This is a genomic window from Saccharothrix sabaoui (genome assembly GCF_051756985.1).
In the GTDB taxonomy this organism is placed as follows: domain Bacteria; phylum Actinomycetota; class Actinomycetes; order Mycobacteriales; family Pseudonocardiaceae; genus Actinosynnema.
Genome location: NZ_JBPKJK010000084.1, coordinates 15,921 through 37,286, shown reverse-complemented (window position 1 = coordinate 37,286; position 21,366 = coordinate 15,921). Strand labels below are relative to the sequence as shown.

Sequence of the window (21,366 nt, the reverse complement as noted above, 5' to 3'; positions counted from 1 at the left end):
CGGCACGGTGCGTCGGGTTCCATGCACATATCGTGACTGTTCCGCTGTCCCCAGTCCAAGACCCGCTGATATAACTGTTGGTTATGGACGTGCGTGTCCGTGACCTGCGTTACTTCATCGCGGTGGCCGAGGAGCTGAGCTTCACCCTGGCCGCCCGCGACCGGCTGTTCATCTCCCAGCCGGCGCTGAGCAAGCAGATCCGGCAGCTGGAGCTGTCGCTGCGCGTCACCCTGTTCGACCGGGACCGGCGCTCGGTGGCGCTGACGCCCGCCGGTCGCGAGCTGCTGCCGCGGGCGCGGGCGCTGGTGGAGGAGTGGGACGCGACCCGGCGCGCGGTGCTCGCCGCGGCCGGGTCCGAACCGGTGCTCGTGGTCGGTTTCCAGACCCGCATCGGTCGCGGCCTCATCCCGTCGGTGACGGCGCGGATGGGCGAGCTGCTGCCGGGCTGGGGCCTGCGGTTCCGGCAGGTGCCGTGGCACGACGCCGCGGTGGGCCTGGCCGGTGGCGAGGTCGACGTGGCCGTGGCCTGGTTGCCGGTGCCGGGCTCCGGCGAGCTGTCCTGGCGGGTGATCGCGACCGAGGACCGCTGGGTCGCGCTGCCGCACGGGCACCGGCTGGCGGCGCTCGCCGAGGTGCCGTTCGACGAGCTGGCCGACGAGCCGTTCGTGGCGCTGCCGCGCGCCGCCGGTCCGCTGCGCGACTTCTGGCTCGCCCTGGAGCACCGCACGACCCCGGCGCGCGTGGGCGGGGAGGCGTCGACCACCGACGAGGCGTTCGAGGCGGTGGCCTCCGGCCTGGGCGTGGTGCTGGTGTCGGCGGGCAACGCCGAGGCCCACCAGCGCGACGACGTCGTCTACCGGCCCGTGCTCGGGCTCTCGCCCAGCAGGCTGGCGGTGGTCTGGCGCACGGACGACGAGCGGGAGGCCGTGCGGGTGTTCGTGGAGGCGTGCGCCCGCTCCCTCTGACCGGGAACGGGGAGGGGAGTGAGCCGCGCCACTTCGGTTGCACTTCCGATAGACGGATGTCCTAGTAATCTGGAGCACGTCGTCGTCGTCGAAGGAGCCGTCGTGACCGCCGCCAGCCCGTTGCACACCCCGCAGCACCCGGTCCGCTTCGTCACGGCCGCCAGCCTGTTCGACGGCCACGACGCGGCGATCAACATCATGCGCCGCATCCTCCAGTCGCAGGGCGCCGAGGTGGTGCACCTCGGCCACAACCGGTCCGTGCGCGAGGTCGTCGACGCGGCGGTCCAGGAGGACGTGCAGGGCATCGCCATCAGCGCCTACCAGGGCGGCCACGTCGAGTACTTCACCTACCTGGTCGAACTGCTCAACGAGCGCGGCGCGGGGCACGTCAAGGTCTTCGGCGGCGGTGGCGGCGTCATCGTGCCCGAGGAGATCGAGCTGCTGCACTCGCGCGGCGTGGCGCGGATCTTCTCCCCGGCCGACGGCCAGGAGCTGGGCCTGGCCCGCATGATCAACACCATGGTGGCGGCGTGCGACCACCCGCTGGCCGAGCGCCCGCCGTCCTCCTGGGAGGGGCTCTTCACCGGCGCGGACGACGTGCTGGCCCGCGCCATCACGCTCATCGAGGCCGGGGCGCTGCCCGACGACGTGCGGGAGCGCGTGGCCGCCGCCGCGGCGGCGCGGACCGTGCCGGTGCTCGGCATCACCGGCACCGGCGGCTCGGGCAAGTCCTCGCTGACCGACGAGCTGGTGCGCCGCTTCCGGCTCGACCAGCAGGACAAGCTGCGGGTGGCCGTGCTGGCCGTCGACCCGACCCGGCGCAAGGGCGGCGGCGCGCTGCTCGGCGACCGCATCCGGATGAACTGCCTCGACGGCGACCGCGTGTTCTTCCGCTCGCTGGCGACCCGCCGCGCCGGCTCGGAGGTGCCCGACGGGCTGTCCGACGCGATCCTGGTGTGCAAGGCCGCCGGGTTCGACCTGGTCGTCGTGGAGACGCCCGGCATCGGCCAGGGCGACGCGGCGATCGTGCCGTTCGTGGACCTCTCGCTGTACGTGATGACACCGGAGTTCGGCGCCGCGTCGCAGCTGGAGAAGATCGACATGCTCGACTACGCCGACGTGGTCGCGATCAACAAGTTCGAGCGCCGGGGCGCCGAGGACGCCCGCCGCGACGTGGCCCGCCAGCTCGTGCGCAACCGCGAGGCGTTCGGCGCGTCGTGGGAGGACATGCCGGTCTTCGGCACGTCCGCCGCCACGTTCAACGACGACGGCGTGACCGCCCTCTACCAGCACCTGCGCGACGGGCTCGCGCAACGCGGCCTGCCCGTGGCCGAGGGCGCCCTGGCGGCGGTCGACCGCAAGGTGTCCACGTCGGCGGCCACCGTCGTGCCCGCCGACCGCGCCCGCTACCTCGCCGAGATCGCCGAGACCGTGCGCGGCTACCACCGCGCCACCGAGACCCACGTGGACGCCGTGCGCCGGGCCGCGCACCTGCGGGCCGCCCGCGACGAGCTGGCGGCGGCCGGCCACGACACCACCGCGATCACCGGGCTGCTGGAGGCCGCCGAACGCGGGGTGGACGCGGTGTCCGCCGCGCTGCTCGCCGAGTGGCCGAGGACGGTGGAGGACTACGGCGGCGACGAGCTGGTGGTCAAGGTCCGCGACCGCGAGATCCGCACGACGCTCACCCGCGAGACGCTGTCGGGCAACCGGGTGCGCCGGGTGTCGCTGCCCCGCTACGACGACGACGGCACCCTGCTGCGGTTCCTGCGCGAGGAGAACCTGCCCGGCCGCTTCCCGTACACCGCCGGCGTGTTCCCGTTCAAGCGCGACGGCGAGGACCCGGCGCGGATGTTCGCGGGCGAGGGCGACGCGTTCCGCACCAACCGCCGCTTCAAGTACCTGTCGAAGGGCTCCGAGGCCACCCGCCTGTCCACCGCGTTCGACTCGGTGACCCTCTACGGCCGCGACCCCGACACCCCGCCGGACGTCTACGGCAAGATCGGCACGTCCGGCGTGTCCATCGCGACCCTGGACGACATGAAGGCGCTCTACGAGGGCTTCGACCTCACCTCGCCCACCACGTCGGTGTCGATGACCATCAACGGCCCCGCGCCGACGATCCTCGCGTTCTTCCTCAACGCGGTCGTCGACCAGCAGGTCGGGAAGTTCCGCGCCGAGCACGGCCGGGAGCCGTCCGCGGACGAGGCCGCCGAGCTGCGGGCACGGGCCCTGTCGACCGTGCGCGGCACCGTGCAGGCCGACATCCTCAAGGAGGACCAGGGCCAGAACACGTGCATCTTCTCCACCGAGTTCTCGCTGCGGATGATGGCCGACATCCAGGAGTGGTTCATCCGCAACGAGGTCCGCAACTTCTACTCGGTGTCCATCTCCGGCTACCACATCGCCGAGGCCGGCGCGAACCCCATCAGCCAGCTCGCCTTCACCCTGGCCAACGGGTTCACCTACGTCGAGTCGTACCTCGCGCGCGGCATGTCGATCGACGACTTCGCGCCGAACCTGTCGTTCTTCTTCTCCAACGGCATGGACGCCGAGTACAGCGTCATCGGCCGGGTGGCCCGGCGCATCTGGGCCATCGCCATGCGCGAGCGCTACGGCGCCAACGAGCGGTCGCAGAAGTTCAAGTACCACGTGCAGACCTCCGGCCGGTCGCTGCACGCGCAGGAGATGGACTTCAACGACATCCGCACCACGCTCCAGGCGCTGTGCGCGCTGTACGACAACACGAACTCGTTGCACACCAACGCCTACGACGAGGCCATCACCACGCCCACCGAGTCGTCGGTGCGCCGGGCCATGGCCATCCAGCTCATCATCAACAAGGAGTGGGGCCTGTCGGCGAACGAGAACCCGCTGCAGGGCTCGTTCGTCGTCGAGGAGCTGACCGACCTGGTCGAGGAGGCGGTGCTCGCCGAGTTCGACCGGCTCTCCGAGCGCGGCGGCGTGCTGGGCGCGATGGAGACCGGCTACCAGCGCGGGCGCATCCAGGACGAGTCGATGCTCTACGAGCAGCGCAAGCACGACGGGTCGCTGCCGCTGATCGGCGTGAACACGTTCCTGCCCGAGGACGGGTCGCGCGAGCCGGTGACCATCGAGCTGGCCCGCGCCACCGAGGACGAGAAGCGCTCGCAGGTCGAGCGGACCCGCGCGTTCGCCGCCGCCCACGCCGCCGAGGCCGGGCCCGCCCTGCGCCGGCTCAAGGAGGCCGCCGCGTCGGGGGAGAACGTGTTCGCCGTGCTCGTGGACGCGGCCAGGGTCTGCACGCTCGGGCAGATCACCGAGGCGTTCTTCGAGGTGGGCGGGCAGTACCGGCGCAACGTGTGACCGGAGGCCGGTGGCGCGGTTGAACGGCCGCCCGCCGGTTATCCCGCCGGCATGGACGAGCAGAACTCGCTGTTCTTCGTGGGCAACGCCACGACGGTGCTGAAGCTGGGGCCGTTCACCCTGCTGACCGACCCCAACTTCCTCCGCCGCGGCCAGTGGAGCTACTTCGGGCAGGGCCTGGTGTCGCGGCGGCTCAAGGACCCGGCCGTCGGTGTCGACGACCTGCCGCCGCTGGACGCGGTCGTGCTGTCGCACTTCCACGGCGACCACTTCGACCGCGTCGCGGCCCGGGGCCTCGACCACGACCTGCCGGTCCTCACCACGCCGCACGCGGCGCGCAGGCTCGGCAGGCGCGGTTTCCGGGAGGCGCTGGGCCTGCGCACCTGGGGCCGGGAGACGCTGACCAGGGGCGAGGCGTCGGTGACCATCACGTCCCTGCCGGGGCGGCACGCCCTGGGCGCGGTGGCGAGGGTCCTGCCGCCGGTGATGGGCACCATGGTCGAGTACCGGGCCACCCCGGCGGCCCCGCCGCTGCGCGTCTACCTCAGCGGCGACACCCTCGTGCACGACGAGCTGCGCGAGATCCGCGAGCGCTACCCGGAGATCGACGTGGCCGTGGTGCACCTGGGCGGCACGAAGGTGCTCGGCCTGCTGCTCACCATGGACGGCGCGCAGGGCGTGGACCTGCTGGAGCTGCTGCGCCCGCGGCACGTCGTGCCGGTGCACTACGACGACTACGGCCTGATGAAGTCCCCGCTGTCGGACTTCGTCGGCGAGGTCGAGCGCCGCCGCCCACCGGTGTCGTTGCTCCCGGTGGGCCGCGGCGAGACCGTCCCGCTGCCCGGCCGCCTCAGCCGGTGACGGTCCGGACCAGCAGGAACACGTTCAACCCGGAGATCAGCACCGCGCCCGCCGCGCCGAACCACGTGGTGGCGCGGCGGTTCACCGCATCGCCCATCACGTCCCGGCGGCGGCCCAGCAGCACGAGCGGGACCAGGGCGAAGGGGATGCCGAAGGACAGCACGACCTGGCTGAGCACCAGCGCCTTCGTCGGGTCGACGCCCATCCCCAGGATCAGCAGCGCCGGGGCCATGGTGAGCAGCCTGCGCAGCGACAGCGGGATGCGGCGGCGCAGGAAGCCCTCCATGACGACCTGGCCCGAGTAGGTGCCGACGCTGGACGCGGCCAGGCCCGAGGCCAGCAGCGCGAGCGCGAACGCCAGGGCCGCGCCCGGCCCGAGCAGGTCGCCCAGGCCGCTGTGCATGTCCTCCAGCGACTCGCGGGGCGCGCCGGTGGAGTGGAACGCGCCGGCGGCCACGACGAGCATGCTCACGTTGACCAGGGTGGCCACGCCCAGCGCGGCCACGATGTCGGTGCGGTTGGCCCGCAGCGTGCGCCGCCGGGCGACCGGGTCGGTGGTGTGGTGGCGCTGGGTGAGCGCGGAGTGCAGGTAGATGACGTGCGGCATCACGGTCGCGCCGAGCATCCCGGTGGCCAGCAGCACGCTGTCCACGCCCGCGAAGCCGGGCACCAGCCCCGCGACCGCGCCGGTCGGCGGCCCGAGCTGCAACGCCTGGTAGAGGAAGCCGCCGAGGACGATCGCGAGCAGCCCCACGATCACCGACTCGAACCGCCGCCTGCGCAGCGGGGCCAGCGCGAGGATGCCCGCCGACACCACCGCCGTGATCAGCGCGGCGGGCAGCAGCGGCACCCCGAACAGCAGGTTCAGCGCCACCGCCGCGCCCACGAACTCGGCCAGGTCGGTGGCCATCGCCACCAGCTCCGCCTGCACCCACAGCATGCCCGTGACCGGGCGCGAGTAGTGCTCGCGGCACAGCTCCGGCAGGTTGCGGCCGGTGACCACGCCGAGCTTGGCCGACTGGTACTGGATGAACATCGCCAACCCGCTGGCGCCGACGATGACCCACAGCAGCAGGTAGCCGTGGGTCGCGCCGCCCGCCATGTTGGTCGCGAAGTTGCCCGGGTCGACGTACGCGACCGCCACCACGAACGCCGGACCCATGACCACGGCCGCCGAGCGCAGCCGCGCCACCACCGGCGACGTCACCGAGATGCCGACCATCCCGCCGTCCTTCCGTGTTCGGGTGGTGGCCACCCGGACGGGTGGCCACCACGCGTGATCAGGGGGCGAGCTTCTTGATGGCCTTCTCGATCAGGCCGAGGTTCGCGGGGCTGGTCGCGTAGAGCATCGGGTCCGGCGGCGGCGCGGACGCCTTGTCACCCAGCGGCTCGGGGTCCATCAGGTAGGAGAACTCGTGCGAGCCGTCCGGCGCGGGCCCGGACGCCCAGCGGCCCTCGGGACCGTGCACGCCGTCGGAGTTGTGCCAGATGGTGCCCGCGTGCTCCTGGTGCTCCTCGTCGAACAGCGCGCTCGGGCTGATCGGGCCCTCCAGCCCGTCCTCCTGGAGCTCCTCGATCGCGGCCAGCCACATGTTCTGGTGGGCGGTGTCGCGGGCGAGGTTGAACTTGAGCATGTCGCGCACGCCCGGGTCGTCGGTCATGTTGAACAGGCGCGCGGTCTGGAGCCTGCCCTGCGCCTCGGCCGCCACGTTCACCCGGAAGTCGGCCATGAGGTTGCCGCTGGCCACGATGTAGCGGCCGTTCCACGGCACCCCGTTGCTGTCCGACAGGGTGGGGCCGCCGCCGCTGACGATGGCCTGCTGCACGTCCATGCCGCCGAGCACCGCCGCGACGGCCGGGTCCTTGACCGCCTCGGCCGTCATCTCCGACGGCGCGCCCTCCAGCAGCCTGGCGCACATCGTGGCCAGCATCTCGACGTGGCCGATCTCCTCGGTGGCCACGTCCATGATGAGGTCCTTGTACTTGCCCTCCACGCGGCAGTTCCAGCCCTGGAACAGGTACTGCATGGTCACGGTCATCTCGCCCCACGCGCCGCCGATCAGCTCTTGGAGCTTGCGCGCGAAGAGGGCGTCCGGCGCGCTGGGCTTGGCCTCGAACTGAAGCCTGCTGGTGTGCAGGAACATCTCGCCTCCTGGGTTCCGATCAGGGCTCCGAAGCTAGGCACGGCGCATGACCGGGTGCGCCCCGGTGCGCCACGGCCGCGTCACCGCCGTGTCACCCGTGCTGGTCACGTCGCGAAAAAAATCGGTGGGCGATGGTGTGGGTCGGGGAATCGCGGGCACCCGTGCGGCCCGAGCACCCTGTGTAGATGGGCAGTACCGATGAGTGAACCCCTCGCCGAGCCCAGCCCCCGCACCACGATCCGGCTCCTCGACGGCTTCGTCCTGGAGCACGGCCCCGCACCGCTGCACGTGATACCGGGTGCCCGCCGGTTGCTGGCCCTGCTCGCCGTCCGGCAGGCGCCGGTCAGCCGCGTCGTCGTGGCGGCCGTGCTGTGGCCCGAGGCGACCGCCCGCCGGGCCGCAGCGTGCCTGCGCTCCACGCTGTGGCGCCTGGCCTCGTCCGGCGCGCCGCTGGTCGCGCCCACCGAGGACGCGCTGCGCCTGGACGACGCGGTCGACGTCGACTTCCACCGGGCGTGCCGGTTCGCCGCGACGGCCGGGGCGCACGCGGTGCCGCCCGACCCGGAGGCCGTCGCCCTGCTCAAGGCGGACCTGCTGCCCGGCTGGAGCCAGCCGTGGCTGCTGGCCGAGCAGGACTGGTGGCGGGAGGCTCGGCTGCGCGCGCTGGAGGCGCTGAGCACCCGGTTCAGGTCCGCGGGCGACCGCCACCGCGCGCACCAGGCCGCCCTGGCGGCCGTGCAGAGCGACCCGCTGAGGGAGAGCGCCCACCGCACCCTGGTGCAGCTGCACCTGGAGGACGGCAACCCCGCGCAGGCCGTGCGCCAGTACCGGGCATACCGGACCAGGCTGCGCGCCGAGCTGGGCATGGAGCCGTCACCGGAGATCCACCGGCTCGTCAGCCCCCTGTTCGGCGGGCGGGTTTGAAGGGCGAAGACCAGGCAACCCAGCGCCCACCCACCGGCACGAGGAGGAAGCGATGACCGCACCACGGGACGACGACGAGCGCGTGGAGCGCGGCGCGGCCGAGGAGAACAGCGGCGCGCCGCTGACGGAGACCGAGGTGGAGGTGTCCGAGCGGGCACCGGGCGACTCGCCCGATGAGGACGCGTGAACGGGAGGGCCAGGACGTTCGTGCTGGGCGGCGCCGGTGCGGCGGCGGCGTTCGCGTGCCGTGCGGTGGCCCGCCGCCGCACGGCGCACGGCAACCGCGCCGAGCACTGGCTGGCGGTGACCGTGGACCGGCCGATGACCGACGTGGCGGGCCCGGAGCGGCTGCCCGAGCCGCTGGAGCGGCTGCGCGAGCGGGTCGAGCTCCGGTTCCGCCCGGCCCCCGGCGACCGGGGCACCGAGGTGATGGCCCAGCCGCGCGGCGACGCCGTGTCGCGGGAGGACCTGCGCCTGGCGCTGCGGAAGGCCAAGTCGCTGCTGGAGACGGGGACCGTGGTCGAGCCGGACGCGCGGCCCTCGGCCCACCCGGGTCCGGCGGGCAAGGTGCTCCAGGCGGTCGTGCGCAGGTCCAAGGGGGAGGGCAGGCTGTGAAAGCGCTGTGCTGGGAGGGCGTCAACGACGTCCGGGTGCAGAACGTGCCGGACCCGGTCATCCAGAACGACGAGGACCTGATCCTCAAGGTCGGGCTGAGCACCGTGTGCGGCTCCGACCTGCACCTGCTGACCGGGCACATCCCGTTCATGGAGGCGGGCGACGTCATCGGCCACGAGTTCATGGGCGAGGTCGTCGAGGTCGGCCCGGGGGTGACGCGGCACGAGGTGGGCGACCGGGTGGTCGTCGCCTCCTTCATCGGCTGCGGCCGGTGCTGGTACTGCCGCAACGACCAGTGGTCGCTGTGCGACAACACCAACACCAACCCGGGCATCACGCAGGCCCTGTGGGGCGCCGACCCGGGCGGCGTCTTCGGCTACTCGCACGCCATGGGCGGGTTCAAGGGCAGCCACGCCGAGTACGTGCGCGTGCCGTTCGCCGACCACACCGCCATCCCGGTCCCGGAAGGCGTGGACGACCTGAGCGCCGTGTTCGCCTCCGACTCCGCCCCGACCGGGTGGATGGGCGCGCACCTCGGCGGCGTCGGCCCCGGCGACGTGGTCGCCGTGTGGGGGAGCGGCGCGGTCGGCCAGATGGCCGCGAGGGCGGCCCAGCTGCTCGGCGCGGAGCGCGTCGTGGTCGTCGACCGGTTCGACTACCGGCTGAAGCAGGCCGAACGCGTGTTCGGCGTGGAGACGCTGAACTACCGCGACACCGACGTCGGCGCGGCGCTGCGGGAGATGACGGGCGGCCGGGGACCGGACGTGTGCATCGAGGCCGTGGGCTGCGAGGCGCACAGCTACGGGCCGCAGCACGTGTACGACCAGGTCAAGAGCAAGCTGAAGCTGGAGACCGACCGGCCGATCGCGGTGCGCGAGGCGATCCACGCCTGCCGCAAGGGCGGCTCGGTGTTCGTGCTGGGCGTCTTCAGCGGCCTGGTCGACAAGTTCCCGCTCGGTGCCGTGATGAACAAGGGCCTCACCCTGCGCGGCGCGCAGCAGCACGGGCAGCGCTACATCCCGATGCTGCTCGACCGGATCGCCTCGGGCGAGCTGAGCACCACCCACCTGGGCACCCACGTGATGCCGCTCGACGAGGGCGCGCGCGGCTACCAGCTGTTCAAGGACAAGGAGGACGACTGCCTGCGGGCCGTCTTCCGACCGTGAGGGACGTGCGATGACCGCGTTGAAGCCGACCCCGGTACCGATCGCCACCCCCGCCGGCCGAGGCCGCAAGGGGTCGGCGCTGCTGCGCCTGTTCCGCACCACCGACCACAAGCTGATCGGCCTGATGTACCTGGTCACGTCGTTCATGTTCTTCCTGGCCGGCGGGCTGATGGCGCTGCTGATGCGCGGTGAGCTGGCCCGGCCGGGGATGCAGTTCCTGTCCAACGAGCAGTACAACCAGCTGTTCACCATGCACGGCACGGTGATGCTGCTGCTCTACGCCACCCCGATCGTGTTCGGGTTCGCCAACTACGTCCTGCCGCTCCAGATCGGCGCGCCGGACGTGGCGTTCCCCCGGCTCAACGCGTTCGCCTACTGGCTGTACCTGTTCGGTGGGCTGATCACGGTCAGCAGCTTCCTCACCCCGGCGGGCGCGCCGGACTTCGGGTGGACCGCGTACACACCGCTGTCCACCGCGATCCACTCGCCGGGCGTGGGGGCCGACCTGTGGATCTCCGGCCTGGTCGTCGGTGGTCTGGGCACGATCCTCGGCGGGGTCAACATGATCACCACCGTGGTCTGCCTGCGCGCACCGGGCATGACGATGTTCCGGATGCCGATCTTCACCTGGAACATCCTGATCACCTCGATCCTGGTGCTGGTGGCGTTCCCGATCCTCACCGCGGCCCTGCTGGGCCTGCTGGCCGACCGCCACTTCGGCGCGCACGTGTTCGACCCGGCCAACGGCGGCGTGATCCTGTGGCAGCACCTGTTCTGGTTCTTCGGCCACCCCGAGGTCTACATCGTCGCGCTGCCGTTCTTCGGCATCGTGTCCGAGATCCTGCCCGTGTTCAGCCGGAAACCCCTGTTCGGCTACAAGGGACTGGTCTACGCCACGATCGCCATCGCGCTGTACTCGGTGATCGTGTGGGCGCACCACATGTACGCCACCGGCGCGGTGCTGCTGCTGTTCTTCTCGGCCAGCACGTTCATCATCGCGATCCCGACCGGCATCAAGTTCTTCAACTGGATCGGGACGATGTGGAAGGGGCAGCTGACGTTCGAGACGCCGATGCTGTTCAGCGTCGGCTTCCTGGTGACGTTCCTGTTCGGCGGCCTGTCCGGCATCCTGCTGGCCTCGCCGCCGATCGACTTCCACGTGCACGACACGTACTTCGTGGTGGCGCACTTCCACTACGTGCTGTTCGGCACGATCGTGTTCGCCACCTACGCGGGCATCTACTTCTGGTTCCCCAAGTGGACCGGGCGGATGATGGACGAGCCGCTGGGCAAGCTGCACTTCTGGCTGACGTTCCTCGGCTTCCACGGCACCTTCCTGGTCCACCACTGGCTCGGCAACCAGGGCTTCCCGCGCCGCTACGCCGACTACCTGCCCAGCGACGAGTTCACCGCGCTCAACACCGTCTCCACGGTGGCGGCGTTCGTCCTGGGGGCGTCCACGCTGCCGTTCGTCCACAACGTCTTCCGCAGCTACCGCTTCGGCGAGGTCGCGGGGCGCGACGACCCCTGGGGCTTCGGCAACTCCCTCGAATGGGCGACGTCGTGCCCGCCGCCCAGGCACAACTTCACCGAGCTGCCGCCCATCCGCAGCGAGCGCCCGGCGTTCGAGCTGCACTACCCGCACATGGTCGAGCGGATGCGCGAGGAGTCGCACTACTCGGTGACCAAGCGCCGGGGCGGGGTGGGCGTCGACCCCACCACCGAGAAGTACCTGGCCCCGACCGACCGCGACACGGGGGCCACCGGCGGGGGTGGTTGAGCGGTTCGACCTTGCCCGAACGGGTACACCGTGGACATGAGCTCGGAAGACCTGTCGGGCTACGCGCCCGCCGACGACACGACCGCGTCCGAGGACGACGGGGCCGCCCTGAGCGCCTCCGAGAGCCTCGACGAGGACCGGATCAGGAAGGACCCGCTGGAAGCGGGCATGGACCCGCCCGAGAACTGGTCGGGCGTGACCAAGTACGGCATGACGCCGTACGAGGAGTCCCACCCCAGGCCGCTCGACGACCGGCTCGCCGAGGAGCAGCCGGACGTGACGGCGGACCCGCCCGCGGGCGAACCCGCGGGCGAGCCGGTCGACCAGGCCGACGAGGACGTGGTGAGCCTCGACGCCGAGGGGGTGTCGCAGGACGGCGACGGCGCCACCCTGGAGCAGCTCGACCAGCCGGAGGAGCTGGTCAGGGCCGATCCGGACACGCTGTCGCGGGAGGACGAGATCCGGGCCGAGGCCGTGGGCCGCGGTCAGGCGGCCGACGACTACTGAGCCGTCCCTACACGCGCCCGACCCCGGCGCCCGCCGTGACCAGACCCGGCACGGCGGACGCGGGGTCGGGCGCGTACGCGTAGTAGGTGCGGGGCTCGACCACGGTGCCCAGGGTCTGCGGCACACCGGACCCGACGTAGAGGTTGCCGCGCTCGACCACCCGCCCCGGGCCGCTCTTGTCGTAACCGGACAGGACCGGGCGGGCCACGTTCTCGAAGTAGTTGTTCTCCACCAGCACGCCCGCGTCCTCGGTGGAGGCCACCCCGTAGAGCGCGTTGCCCCGGTAGTAGTTGTTGTAGACGTGCACGGGCTCGCCGAACCGCACGCGCGGGTGGCGCTGGTCGGTGCGGTCGAAGAAGTTGTGGTGGTAGGTGACGCGCAGCTTGCCCCGGTCGGCGGTGTAGCTGTCGGAGTGGCCGAGCAGCGCCGCCTTGCTGTGGTCGTGGAAGTGGTTCCACGACACGGTGACGTAGTCGGACTCCCGCTTGACGTCCAGCAGCCCGTCGTAGCCGTCGGACAGGTCGCAGTGGTCGATCCACACGTGGTGGGCCTTGTTGGTGACGCTGATCGAGTCGTCCGAGGCGCCGGTGAACCGCAGGTTGCGGATGATCACGTTGTTGCCCGGTCGGGTGGTGGAGCCCAGTTGCAGGCCGCCGCCGGTGATCTCGGCGGTGGAGCCGACGCCGATGATCGTCTTGTTGGCCACCACGGTGATCATGTCGTCCACGGAGAGCCGCCCGGACACGGAGATCACGTACGGCTCCTTGCGGCCCACGTAGTCGGCCAGCGCGTCACCGGAGGTCACGGTGACGGCCTGGCCGCCCGCGCCGCCGGTGGTGCCGTTCTGGCCCAGGGCGTTGACCGAGGCGAAGCCGTCGGCGGTGGCGAGGACCGACGGGTGTGCCGACGCCGACGGGTGGGCGAGCGCCGACGGGTGGGCCAGCGCGGTGCGGGGGAGTGCTGCCGCGGCGGCGGCGAGCGCGGTGCCGGCGAGCAGGTGCCGGCGGTTCAGCGGGCTCATGGTCGTCCCTCTCAGATCCGGCCCACGCCGGCGCCGGCGGGCACCGTGCTCGGCAGGCTCGCGGGGTTGTCGGGCGTGTAGGAGTAGTAGGTGCGGGGCTCCACGACGGTGCCCGCGGTCTGCGGGGTGCCGGAGTTGGCGTAGACGTTGCCGCGCTCGACGACGCGGCCGGGGCCGCTCTCGTCGTAGCCCACGTAGATCGGGTGCGGCACGTTCTGGAAGTAGTTCGCCTCGACCAGCACGCCCGCGTTCTCGGTGGACGCCACGCCGTAGAGGGTGTTGTCGCGGAAGTAGTTGTTGTAGACGTGGATCGGTTCGCCGAAGCGCACGCGCGGGTGGCGCTGCGCGGTGCGGTCGAAGTAGTTGTGGTGGAACGTGGTGCGCAGCTTGCCGGTGTCCGGGCCCGCGTTGGAGTCGGAGTGGCCCAGCAGCGCGGTCTTGCTGTGGTCGTGGAAGTGGCACCACGACACGGTGATCAGGTCCGCGCCGCGCACGATGTCGATCAGGCCGTCCTGGCCGCCGCTGAGGTCGCAGTGGTCGATCCAGATGTGGTGCGAGGACTGCTGGATGCTGATCGCGTCGTCGTCCGCGCCGGAGAACTTCAGGTTCCGGATGATCACGTTCTGCCGGCGGTACATGTCCAGCCCGCCGCCCTGGATCTCCGCGCCGGGCAGGCCGATGACGGTCTTGTTGGACCGCAGGGCGTGCTTGCTGCTGAACCGCATGATCCCGTCGACCTGGATGACGTACGGCTCGTTGCGGTCGCAGTAGTCGAGGAACGACTCGGTGTCCCGCACGGTCACGACCGGTCCGCCGACACCGCCGGTGGTGCCGTTCTGGCCGAGCAGGTTCGTGCCCGCGAAGCCGTCGGCGGTGGCGAACGGCGCGGCCCACACCGGGGTGGTGGTGGTCGCGGGGCGCGCGGCCCCGGCGGAGGCCGGTCGGGCGGCGACGGCGGTCAGGGCGGTGGCGGCGGCGCCCGCGAGGAGGCCGCGCCTGCTGATGGGGCTCATGGCCGGTCCTCTCAGATCCTGCCGACGCCCGCGCCGGCGGGCACGACGGTGGGCACCTCGGCGGCGCGGTGCAGGGTGTAGGCGTAGTAGGTGCGGGGCTCCACGACGGTGCCGCGGGTCTCGATCTCGTGGTTGCAGTCGACGAGGATGTTGTCGCGCTGCACCATGCGGCCCAGGTCGCCGCTGAAGTCGACCCGGCCGGGGTTGTTGACGCTGTAGAAGTAGTTGCCCTCCAGCACCACGCCCGCGTTCATCGCCGAGGCCACGCCGTAGCTGTTGTCGCGGTAGTAGTTGTTGTAGACGTGCACCGACTCGCCGAACCGGACGCGGGGGTTGCGCTGGTCGGAGCCGTCGAAGTAGTTGTGGTGGTAGGTCACCCGCAGGCGGCCGACGTCCTGGGCCGCGTTGTCGTCGTCGTGGCCGAGCAGGAGCGTTTTGTCGTGGTCGTGGAACCTGTTCCAGGAGACCGTGACGAAATCCGATCCGCGCTTGATGTCGACCGCGCCGTCGTCGCCGTTGGAGAAGTCGTTGTGGTCGATCCAGATGTGGTGGCTGAACATCTGCACGTTGATCAGGTCGTCGGTCGCGCCGGTGATCGACAGGTTGCGGATGATGATGTTGTGCACGGCGTTCGCGGGCGGGCCGGTGACGTCGTCGTCGACCGGCAGGCCGATGTCGAGGCCGCCGCCGGAGAGCCTCGCGTCGCTGCCCAGACCGATGATCGTCTTGTCCGAGGCCACCGGGTGCATCCCGTCGGTGGTGCCCGTCGGTAACGTGATCGTGCCCCTGACCTGCACGGTCAATGGTTCGGGGCGCTTGATGTAGTCGAGGAACTGCGCCGTGGTGGTCGCCGTGACGGTCGCTCCGCCCGCACCGCCGGTGGTGCCGTTCTGGCCCAGGGCGTTGACGGACGCGAAGCCGTCCGCCGGGCCCGCGGCGAGCGCGGGAGCCGGGGCGACGACGGTCGCGCCGAGGACGGCCAAGACGGGCAGGGCGCGCTTCAACGCCGGTGTTGTGCGCATGGTTGTCCTTTACCGAAAGGAATTCCAGGGGTCCGGGAAAAAGGCTTTCCCTTCCGCACCGTAAGCGGTCGTTTTCAGCGTGTCAACGGTTCGCCGGGGTTCACGTATGTGAGCTGGGGAATTCACATACGTGAGCTTGTTCGACGGATTCGATTGTGCGTTCGCGACGCGTTCGACGGGCCCGTTCGACGGCCGCGTCACCGGCTGGAGGAGCGCACCACCAGCTTCGTCGGCAGGAACGCGGGCGGCGGCGTCGCGCCGTCGTGGACCATGGTCAGCACGGCGCGCGCGGCGGCCACCCCGATGCCGGCCTTGTCCTGCGCGAGGGTGGTCAGCGGCGGGTCGACCAGCGCGGCCAGCTCGATGTCGTCGAACCCGACCACGGCCACGTCCTCGGGCACCCGCAGCCCGGCGTGGCGGGCGGCGAGCAGTGCGCCCACGGCCATCTCGTCGCTCGCGCAGAACACCGCCGTCGGCGGTTCGGGCAGGGCGATCAGCGACCGCATCGCCGCCTGGCCACTGGGGCGGTAGAAGTCGCCCTCCGCGACGTGGTCGTCCGGCACCCCCAGCCCGGCCTCGGCCATCGCGGCGCGGAACCCGGCGAGCCGGTCCGCGGCCGGCCGGTTGGCGCGCGGCCCGGTGATGGTGGCGATCCGGCGGTGCCCGGCGGCGACCAGGTGCCGCACGGCCAGGTGCGCGCCGCCGACGTTGTCGGAGGTGACGAAGGTGGCGCGCGGCCCCTCCACGGCCACGTCGACCGCGACGCACGGCAGCCCGGACTGGGCGAACGCGGCGAACGCGGGCGCGTCGGACCCGCTGTCGATGAGCACCAGCCCGCCCAGGCTGTGCCGGCGGGTCATGTTCACGTAGGCGACCGGGTCGGCCAGCGACGCGCCGACCGCGCGCAGCGCCGCCGACCCGCTGGTGGCCAGCATCAGCAGGTGGTAGCCGTGCGCGCTGAGCGCGGACTTCAGGCCGATCAGCAGCTCCTGGAGGTACGGGTGCCGCCAGCCGGGACGCCGGTGGTCGGTGTCCCACACCAGGCCGATCAGCCCGGACTTCTTGGTGGCCAGCGCGCGGGCCGACTCGTTGGGGCGGTAGTCCAGCTCGCGGGCCACCCGCTCGACCACTTCGCGCTTTTCCTTGCTCACCGTCAGGGGCTGGTTGAAAACACGTGAAACGGTCGCCACGGACACGCCGCACAGCTGGGCGATCTCACGGATCGTGGTCATCTCCCGCCCTTTCTTTGTAACCGCTTACAGACCCTCGGGGAGCCGCGCCTGACCAGCCTGGACACCGTACCACCTGCGAAAACGCCGAGCGCCTGAAACGGTCAGGTTATCGCTTCGTTACTTGACGGTGTCGTGGGGCGGGGCTGTCATGTACTGCACACCGGCCGGGTGGACGATCCCGGTCGAATTCGCCGGAAACCCCCGGATCGACCCTACGCGTGTCCGGCGTGCACGAAAAACGGAAAGGGAACCTCGAAATGAGACGAGCCGGGACCCTGGTGGGCGTCGGCCTGCTGGCCGCATCACTGGTGACGGCCTGCGGAGGCGGGGCGGGCGACGGCAAGACGCGGATCACCGTCGGCCTCTTCGGCAACTTCGGCTACCAGCAGCTGTTCGAGGAGTACGAGAAGGCGCACCCGGACGTCGACATCACCGACCGCACCGCCTCCTACTCCGACCACCACAAGAACCTCGCCGCCCACCTGGCCACCAACAACGGCGCGGCCGACGTCGAGGCCATCGACTCCGGCTACATCAACCAGTTCAAGGCCACCCCGGACCGGTTCGTCCAGCTGCCCGACACGCTCAAGGACCGCTGGCTGGACTGGAAGTGGGCGGCGTCGCTGTCCAAGGACGGCAAGCAGATCGGCTACGGCACCGACATCGGCGGCCTGGCCATCTGCTACCGCCGCGACCTGCTGGAGGCCGCCGGCCTGCCCGCCGACCGCGACGCCGTCTCGGCGCTGTGGCCGGACTGGGAGTCCTTCATGGCCAAGGGCCGCGAGTTCCAGGCGAGGGCGCCGCAGGGCACCAAGTGGTTCGACGGCGGCCCGTCGCTGCTCAACGCCATCGTCGGCCAGGCCCCGACCGGCTACTACGACAAGGACGACAAGATCGTCGTCGGCGACAACGAGGACATCAAGAACGGCTGGAACCTCGTCGCGCAGGGCGTCGCCGACGGCCTGTCCGCGGGCCTGCTCTACAGCACGCCGCAGTGGAACACCGGCTTCAAGCAGAGCCAGTTCGCCACCGTGATCTGCCCCGCCTGGCAGATGGCCAAGATCAAGGACCAGGCGCCGGAGACCTCCGGCAAGTGGGACCTCGCCACCGTGCCCGGCGGCGGCGGCAACTGGGGCGGCTCCTACCTGACCGTGCCCAAGCAGGGCAAGAACACCGACAAGGCCCTGGCGCTGGCCGAGTGGCTGACCGCGCCCGAGCAGCAGGCCAAGGTGTTCGCCAGCAACAACCTGCTGCCCTCCACCACGAAGGCGCTCAGCGAGCAGTCCGTGGGCCAGTACAGCGACCCGTTCTTCAACAACGCCCCGGTCGGCGCCGTGTTCACCGCCGCCGCCCGCGCCCTCAAGCCCCAGTACCAGGGCCCGAAGGCCGGCGACATCCAGACCGAGCTGGGCAACGCCATGCAGCGCGTCGAGCAGGGCAAGCAGAGCGCCGACGAGTCCTGGCAGCAGTTCGTCACCGACGCGAAGAAGCTCGAAGGCTGACATGGCGAAGCCGGACTGGCGGGAACGCCGCCACCGCTGGGACACCCGGTACGCGCCGTACGCCTACATCGCGCCGTACTTCCTGCTGTTCGCGGTGTTCGGGCTGTTCCCGCTGCTCTACACCGCCTGGGTGTCGATGCAGGACCGCAACCTGCTCGACGGCGACTCGGCGACGTTCATCGGGCTGGACAACTACGTCCAGCTGCTGACCGCGGACCCGTACTTCTGGAACGCGATGGGCAACACGCTCAGCCTGTGGCTGTTCACCACCGTTCCGCAGATCCTGTTCGCGCTCGGCATCGCGCAGCTGCTCAACCGGCGGCTGCGCGGCCGGACGTTCTTCCGGATGGGCGTGCTGCTGCCGAACATCACCTCGGTGGCGGCGGTGACGATCATCTTCGCCCAGCTGTTCGGCCGCGACTTCGGCCTGATCAACTGGGGGCTGGAGCTGTTCGGTGCCGGCCGGGTCGACTGGCAGGCCGGCACCGGCTCCTCGCACACCGCCATCGCCGCGATGGTGGTGTGGCGCTGGACCGGCTACCACGCGCTGATCTTCCTGGCGTCCATGCAGGCCATCCCGTCGAGCGTGTACGAGGCGGCCCGGCTGGACGGCGCGAACGCGTGGCAGCAGTTCTGGCGCATCACCGTGCCCATGCTCCGCCCGCAGATCATCTTCTCCACGGTGATCGCCACCGCGGGCAACATGCGGCTGCTGGCCGAACCGCTGCTGTTCAACCCGGGCGCCGCCGCGGCGACCGGCGGGTCGGACCGGCAGTTCCAGACCGCCGCGCTCTACCTCTACGAGCAGGGCTTCGCGAAGTTCGACTTCGGCTACGCCTCGGCCATCGCCTGGCTGCTGCTGGTCGCCACGATCGCCATCACGGGCCTGAGCTACCTCGCCGCGCGCCGCATCCGCACCGACTGAAAGGCGACGACCCATGACCAGCCTGCTCGACCGGCCGGCCCCGGTCGCACCACCGCCCGCCAGGCGCAAGCGCGCGGTGCGGCTGCCCGGACCGTGGACCTACGCGGCGCTCATCGCGGTGATCGCCGGGTCCGCGTTCCCGGTGTACTGGTCGCTCGTGGTGTCCTCCCAGACACCCGACAAGGTCGACAGCGTGCCGCCGGTGCTGGTGCCCGGCGGCAACCTGTTCGCCAACATCGCCCGCGTGTTCGACCAGTCCGACTTCGCCCTGGCGCTGTGGAACTCCATCGTGGTCTCCGGGACGATCACGCTGTCCGTGGTGTTCTTCTCCACGCTCGCCGGCTTCGCCTTCGCCAAGCTCCGCTTCCGCGGCCGCTCGGCGCTGATGCTGCTGGTGGTCGCCACCCAGGCCGTGCCGACGGAGCTCGGCGTCATCCCGCTCTACATGATGATGAGCGATTTCGGCTGGGCGGGGGAGATCCACGCGGTCATCGTGCCCGGCCTGGTCACCGCGTTCGGCGTGTTCTTCATGCGCCAGTACTTCGAGCGGGCCGTGCCCGACGAGCTGCTGGAGGCCGGCCGGATGGACGGGTGCAGCTCGATCCGCCTGTACTGGCACGTCGTGCTGCCCGCCGCCCGCCCGGCCGCCGCCGTCCTCGGCCTGTTCACGTTCATGCAGGCGTGGAACGACTTCTTCTGGCCGCTGGTGGTGCTCACCCCGGAGAACCCCACCGTGCAGACCGCGCTGTCCACCCTGGCCAGCGGGTACACCACCGACTACACACTCGTGCTCACCGCGGCGACGATCGGCACCCTGCCGGTGCTCGCGGTGTTCCTCCTGTTCGGCCGGCAGATCGTCGGCGGGATCATGCAAGGAGCGCTGAAAGGCTGATGACCGACTTCCCCCGAGGGTTCCGCTGGGGCGTCGCCACTTCCTCGTACCAGATCGAGGGAGCGGCGGACGCCGACGGGAGAGGACCGTCCATCTGGGACGCGTTCGCCGAGGTGCCCGGCGCCGTGGCGGGCGGCGACACCGGCGCCGTGGCGTGCGACCACTACCACCGGATGCCCGAGGACGTGGCGCTGCTCGGCGAGCTGGGCGTGGACGCCTACCGCTTCTCGGTGTCCTGGTCGCGGGTGCTGCCCACCGGCGCGGGCGCCGTCGAGCCGCGCGGCCTGGACTTCTACTCCCGGCTCGTCGACGGGCTGCTCGCGCGCGGCATCGAGCCGTTCCTCACCCTCTACCACTGGGACCTGCCGCAGGCCCTGGAGGAGCTGGGCGGCTGGCGCTCCCGCGACACCGCGCTGAGGTTCGCCGACTACGCCCTCGTCGTGCAGGACGCGCTGGGCGACCGGGTGTCGAAGTGGACGACGTTCAACGAGCCGTACGTGTCCTCGATCGTCGGCTACGGCGAGGGCAGGCACGCGCCCGGCGCCCGGGAGGGCCACGGCTCGCTCGCCGCCGCCCACCACCTGCTGGTCGCCCACGGCCTCGCCGTGCGGGCGCTGCGCGAGACCAAGCCCGATCACGAGTTCGGCATCGTGCTCAACCAGTCCCCGTCGGTGCCGGTCACCGACTCGGACGCCGACGTGGCCGCCGCCCGCCGGCACGACCTGCTGCTGCGCCGCCAGTTCACCGACCCGCTCTTCGGCGGGAAGTACCCGGAGGACTACGCGGAGACCTTCGCCGGGGTCACCGACGCCTCCTTCCGCCTCGACGGCGACCTGGAGCTGATCGGGCAGCCGCTGGACTACGTGGGCATCAACTACTACTACCGGCAGCACGTGGCCGACGCGCCGCACCGCGACCCGGACCCGGCCACCCGCACGTCCATCGACATCGGCATCGACACCACGCGGCTGCCCGACGTGCCGCGCACCGCGATGAACTGGCCCGTCGAACCGCACGGCCTCACCGACACCCTCGTCGGGCTCAAGGAGCGCTACCCGGCCCTGCCGCCGGTGTACGTCACCGAGAACGGGTGCGTGTACCCCGACAACCCCGGCTTCGTCGACCAGGAGCGCATCGAGTTCCTGCGCTCCCACCTCGCCGCGGCCCGCGACGCGGCCGACGCGGGCGTGGACCTGCGCGGCTACTTCGTGTGGTCGTTCCTGGACAACTTCGAGTGGGCGCACGGCTACAAGCCCCGCTTCGGGCTGGTCCACGTGGACTACGAGACCCTCGTCCGCACCCCGCGCGCGAGCTTCCACTGGTACCGCGACCTGGTCGCCGGGCAGCGGGCCGCGCAGGCCGCCACCGGGTGACCCGCGAGCCACCGCCGTGCGGGTGCCGACCCGTGCGGCGGTGGCGCCGGAGGGCTGTGGCGCCGGGCGGCTGTGGCGT

The 21,366-nt window shown here is 71.3% G+C and carries 19 protein-coding genes; 13 read left to right on the top strand and 6 right to left on the bottom strand.

Features of this window, described 5'->3' with window-relative positions:
* Positions 1 to 83 precede the first annotated feature (83 nt).
* The 3 genes from ACR807_RS24530 (at position 84) to ACR807_RS24520 (ending at position 5,171) form a co-directional block, all read left to right on the top strand.
* The gene (locus ACR807_RS24530) at positions 84 to 965 is read left to right on the top strand and encodes a LysR family transcriptional regulator (RefSeq protein ID WP_438923751.1); all 882 of its coding nucleotides are present in this window, start codon (positions 84 to 86) and stop codon (positions 963 to 965) included.
* A 102-nt stretch (positions 966 to 1,067) separates the two neighbouring features.
* Positions 1,068 to 4,310, top strand: a complete 3,243-nt coding sequence (gene icmF, locus ACR807_RS24525; RefSeq protein WP_438923750.1) for a fused isobutyryl-CoA mutase/GTPase IcmF — start codon at positions 1,068 to 1,070, stop codon at positions 4,308 to 4,310.
* Positions 4,311 to 4,361: 51 nt separating this feature from the next.
* Positions 4,362 to 5,171, top strand: a complete 810-nt coding sequence (locus ACR807_RS24520; RefSeq protein WP_438923749.1) for an MBL fold metallo-hydrolase — start codon at positions 4,362 to 4,364, stop codon at positions 5,169 to 5,171.
* On the opposite strand, the gene ACR807_RS24515 is transcribed toward ACR807_RS24520, so the two are convergent.
* The gene (locus ACR807_RS24515; protein ID WP_438923748.1) at positions 5,161 to 6,393 is read right to left on the bottom strand and encodes an Nramp family divalent metal transporter; all 1,233 of its coding nucleotides are present in this window, start codon (positions 6,391 to 6,393) and stop codon (positions 5,161 to 5,163) included. The two genes, ACR807_RS24520 and ACR807_RS24515, sit on opposite strands and share 11 nt — an antisense overlap.
* A 58-nt stretch (positions 6,394 to 6,451) precedes the next feature.
* Positions 6,452 to 7,315, bottom strand: coding sequence for a manganese catalase (locus tag ACR807_RS24510; protein ID WP_438923747.1), 864 nt, complete (start codon positions 7,313 to 7,315; stop codon positions 6,452 to 6,454).
* A 198-nt stretch (positions 7,316 to 7,513) separates the two neighbouring features.
* Here ACR807_RS24510 and ACR807_RS24505 point away from each other — a divergent pair, with 198 nt between their 5' ends.
* From ACR807_RS24505 to ACR807_RS24480, 6 genes are read left to right on the top strand one after another with little or no spacing between them, the layout of a single operon-like run.
* Positions 7,514 to 8,239 (top strand): AfsR/SARP family transcriptional regulator, encoded by a 726-nt coding sequence (locus ACR807_RS24505; RefSeq protein WP_438923746.1) that lies wholly within the window; start codon positions 7,514 to 7,516, stop codon positions 8,237 to 8,239.
* Between the two features lie 52 nt (positions 8,240 to 8,291).
* The gene (locus ACR807_RS24500; RefSeq protein WP_438923745.1) at positions 8,292 to 8,426 is read left to right on the top strand and encodes a hypothetical protein; all 135 of its coding nucleotides are present in this window, start codon (positions 8,292 to 8,294) and stop codon (positions 8,424 to 8,426) included.
* On the top strand, positions 8,423 to 8,854 hold the full coding sequence (locus ACR807_RS24495) for a hypothetical protein (RefSeq protein ID WP_438923744.1): 432 nt from the start codon (positions 8,423 to 8,425) through the stop codon (positions 8,852 to 8,854). The genes ACR807_RS24500 and ACR807_RS24495 overlap by 4 nt, the downstream gene beginning before the upstream one ends.
* Positions 8,851 to 10,020 (top strand): zinc-dependent alcohol dehydrogenase, encoded by a 1,170-nt coding sequence (locus ACR807_RS24490; RefSeq protein WP_438923743.1) that lies wholly within the window; start codon positions 8,851 to 8,853, stop codon positions 10,018 to 10,020. The genes ACR807_RS24495 and ACR807_RS24490 overlap by 4 nt, the downstream gene beginning before the upstream one ends.
* Before the next feature lie 10 nt (positions 10,021 to 10,030).
* Positions 10,031 to 11,800 (top strand): aa3-type cytochrome oxidase subunit I, encoded by a 1,770-nt coding sequence (gene ctaD / locus ACR807_RS24485; protein WP_438923742.1) that lies wholly within the window; start codon positions 10,031 to 10,033, stop codon positions 11,798 to 11,800.
* A gap of 36 nt (positions 11,801 to 11,836) precedes the next feature.
* Positions 11,837 to 12,307: a hypothetical protein gene (locus ACR807_RS24480; protein ID WP_438923741.1), complete on the top strand. Its 471-nt coding sequence runs from the start codon at positions 11,837 to 11,839 to the stop codon at positions 12,305 to 12,307.
* A gap of 7 nt (positions 12,308 to 12,314) precedes the next feature.
* Here ACR807_RS24480 and ACR807_RS24475 read toward each other — a convergent pair whose 3' ends face one another.
* The 4 genes from ACR807_RS24475 to ACR807_RS24460 form a co-directional block, all read right to left on the bottom strand.
* A complete protein-coding gene (locus tag ACR807_RS24475) occupies positions 12,315 to 13,328 on the bottom strand; it encodes a pectate lyase family protein (protein ID WP_438923740.1) in 1,014 nt (337 codons plus the stop codon).
* An 11-nt stretch (positions 13,329 to 13,339) separates the two neighbouring features.
* Complete coding sequence (locus ACR807_RS24470) at positions 13,340 to 14,341, bottom strand: pectate lyase family protein (protein ID WP_438923739.1); 1,002 nt, start codon at positions 14,339 to 14,341, stop codon at positions 13,340 to 13,342.
* 11 nt (positions 14,342 to 14,352) lie between these two features.
* Positions 14,353 to 15,363 carry a pectate lyase family protein gene (locus ACR807_RS24465; protein ID WP_438923738.1) on the bottom strand — a complete coding sequence of 337 codons (1,011 nt, stop codon included), beginning with the start codon at positions 15,361 to 15,363 and terminating at the stop codon, positions 14,353 to 14,355.
* 197 nt (positions 15,364 to 15,560) lie between these two features.
* Positions 15,561 to 16,595: a LacI family DNA-binding transcriptional regulator gene (locus ACR807_RS24460; protein WP_438923737.1), complete on the bottom strand. Its 1,035-nt coding sequence runs from the start codon at positions 16,593 to 16,595 to the stop codon at positions 15,561 to 15,563.
* A gap of 257 nt (positions 16,596 to 16,852) precedes the next feature.
* Here ACR807_RS24460 and ACR807_RS24455 point away from each other — a divergent pair, with 257 nt between their 5' ends.
* The 4 genes from ACR807_RS24455 to ACR807_RS24440 are packed head-to-tail and all read left to right on the top strand — an operon-like array spanning position 16,853 to position 21,287.
* A complete protein-coding gene (locus tag ACR807_RS24455; RefSeq protein ID WP_438923736.1) occupies positions 16,853 to 18,097 on the top strand; it encodes an ABC transporter substrate-binding protein in 1,245 nt (414 codons plus the stop codon).
* Between the two features lies 1 nt (position 18,098).
* Positions 18,099 to 19,022, top strand: a complete 924-nt coding sequence (locus ACR807_RS24450; protein WP_438923735.1) for a carbohydrate ABC transporter permease — start codon at positions 18,099 to 18,101, stop codon at positions 19,020 to 19,022.
* A gap of 13 nt (positions 19,023 to 19,035) precedes the next feature.
* Complete coding sequence (locus ACR807_RS24445) at positions 19,036 to 19,914, top strand: carbohydrate ABC transporter permease (RefSeq protein WP_438923734.1); 879 nt, start codon at positions 19,036 to 19,038, stop codon at positions 19,912 to 19,914.
* Positions 19,914 to 21,287: a GH1 family beta-glucosidase gene (locus ACR807_RS24440; RefSeq protein ID WP_438923733.1), complete on the top strand. Its 1,374-nt coding sequence runs from the start codon at positions 19,914 to 19,916 to the stop codon at positions 21,285 to 21,287. The genes ACR807_RS24445 and ACR807_RS24440 overlap by 1 nt, the downstream gene beginning before the upstream one ends.
* The last annotated feature ends 79 nt before the right edge of the window (positions 21,288 to 21,366 follow it).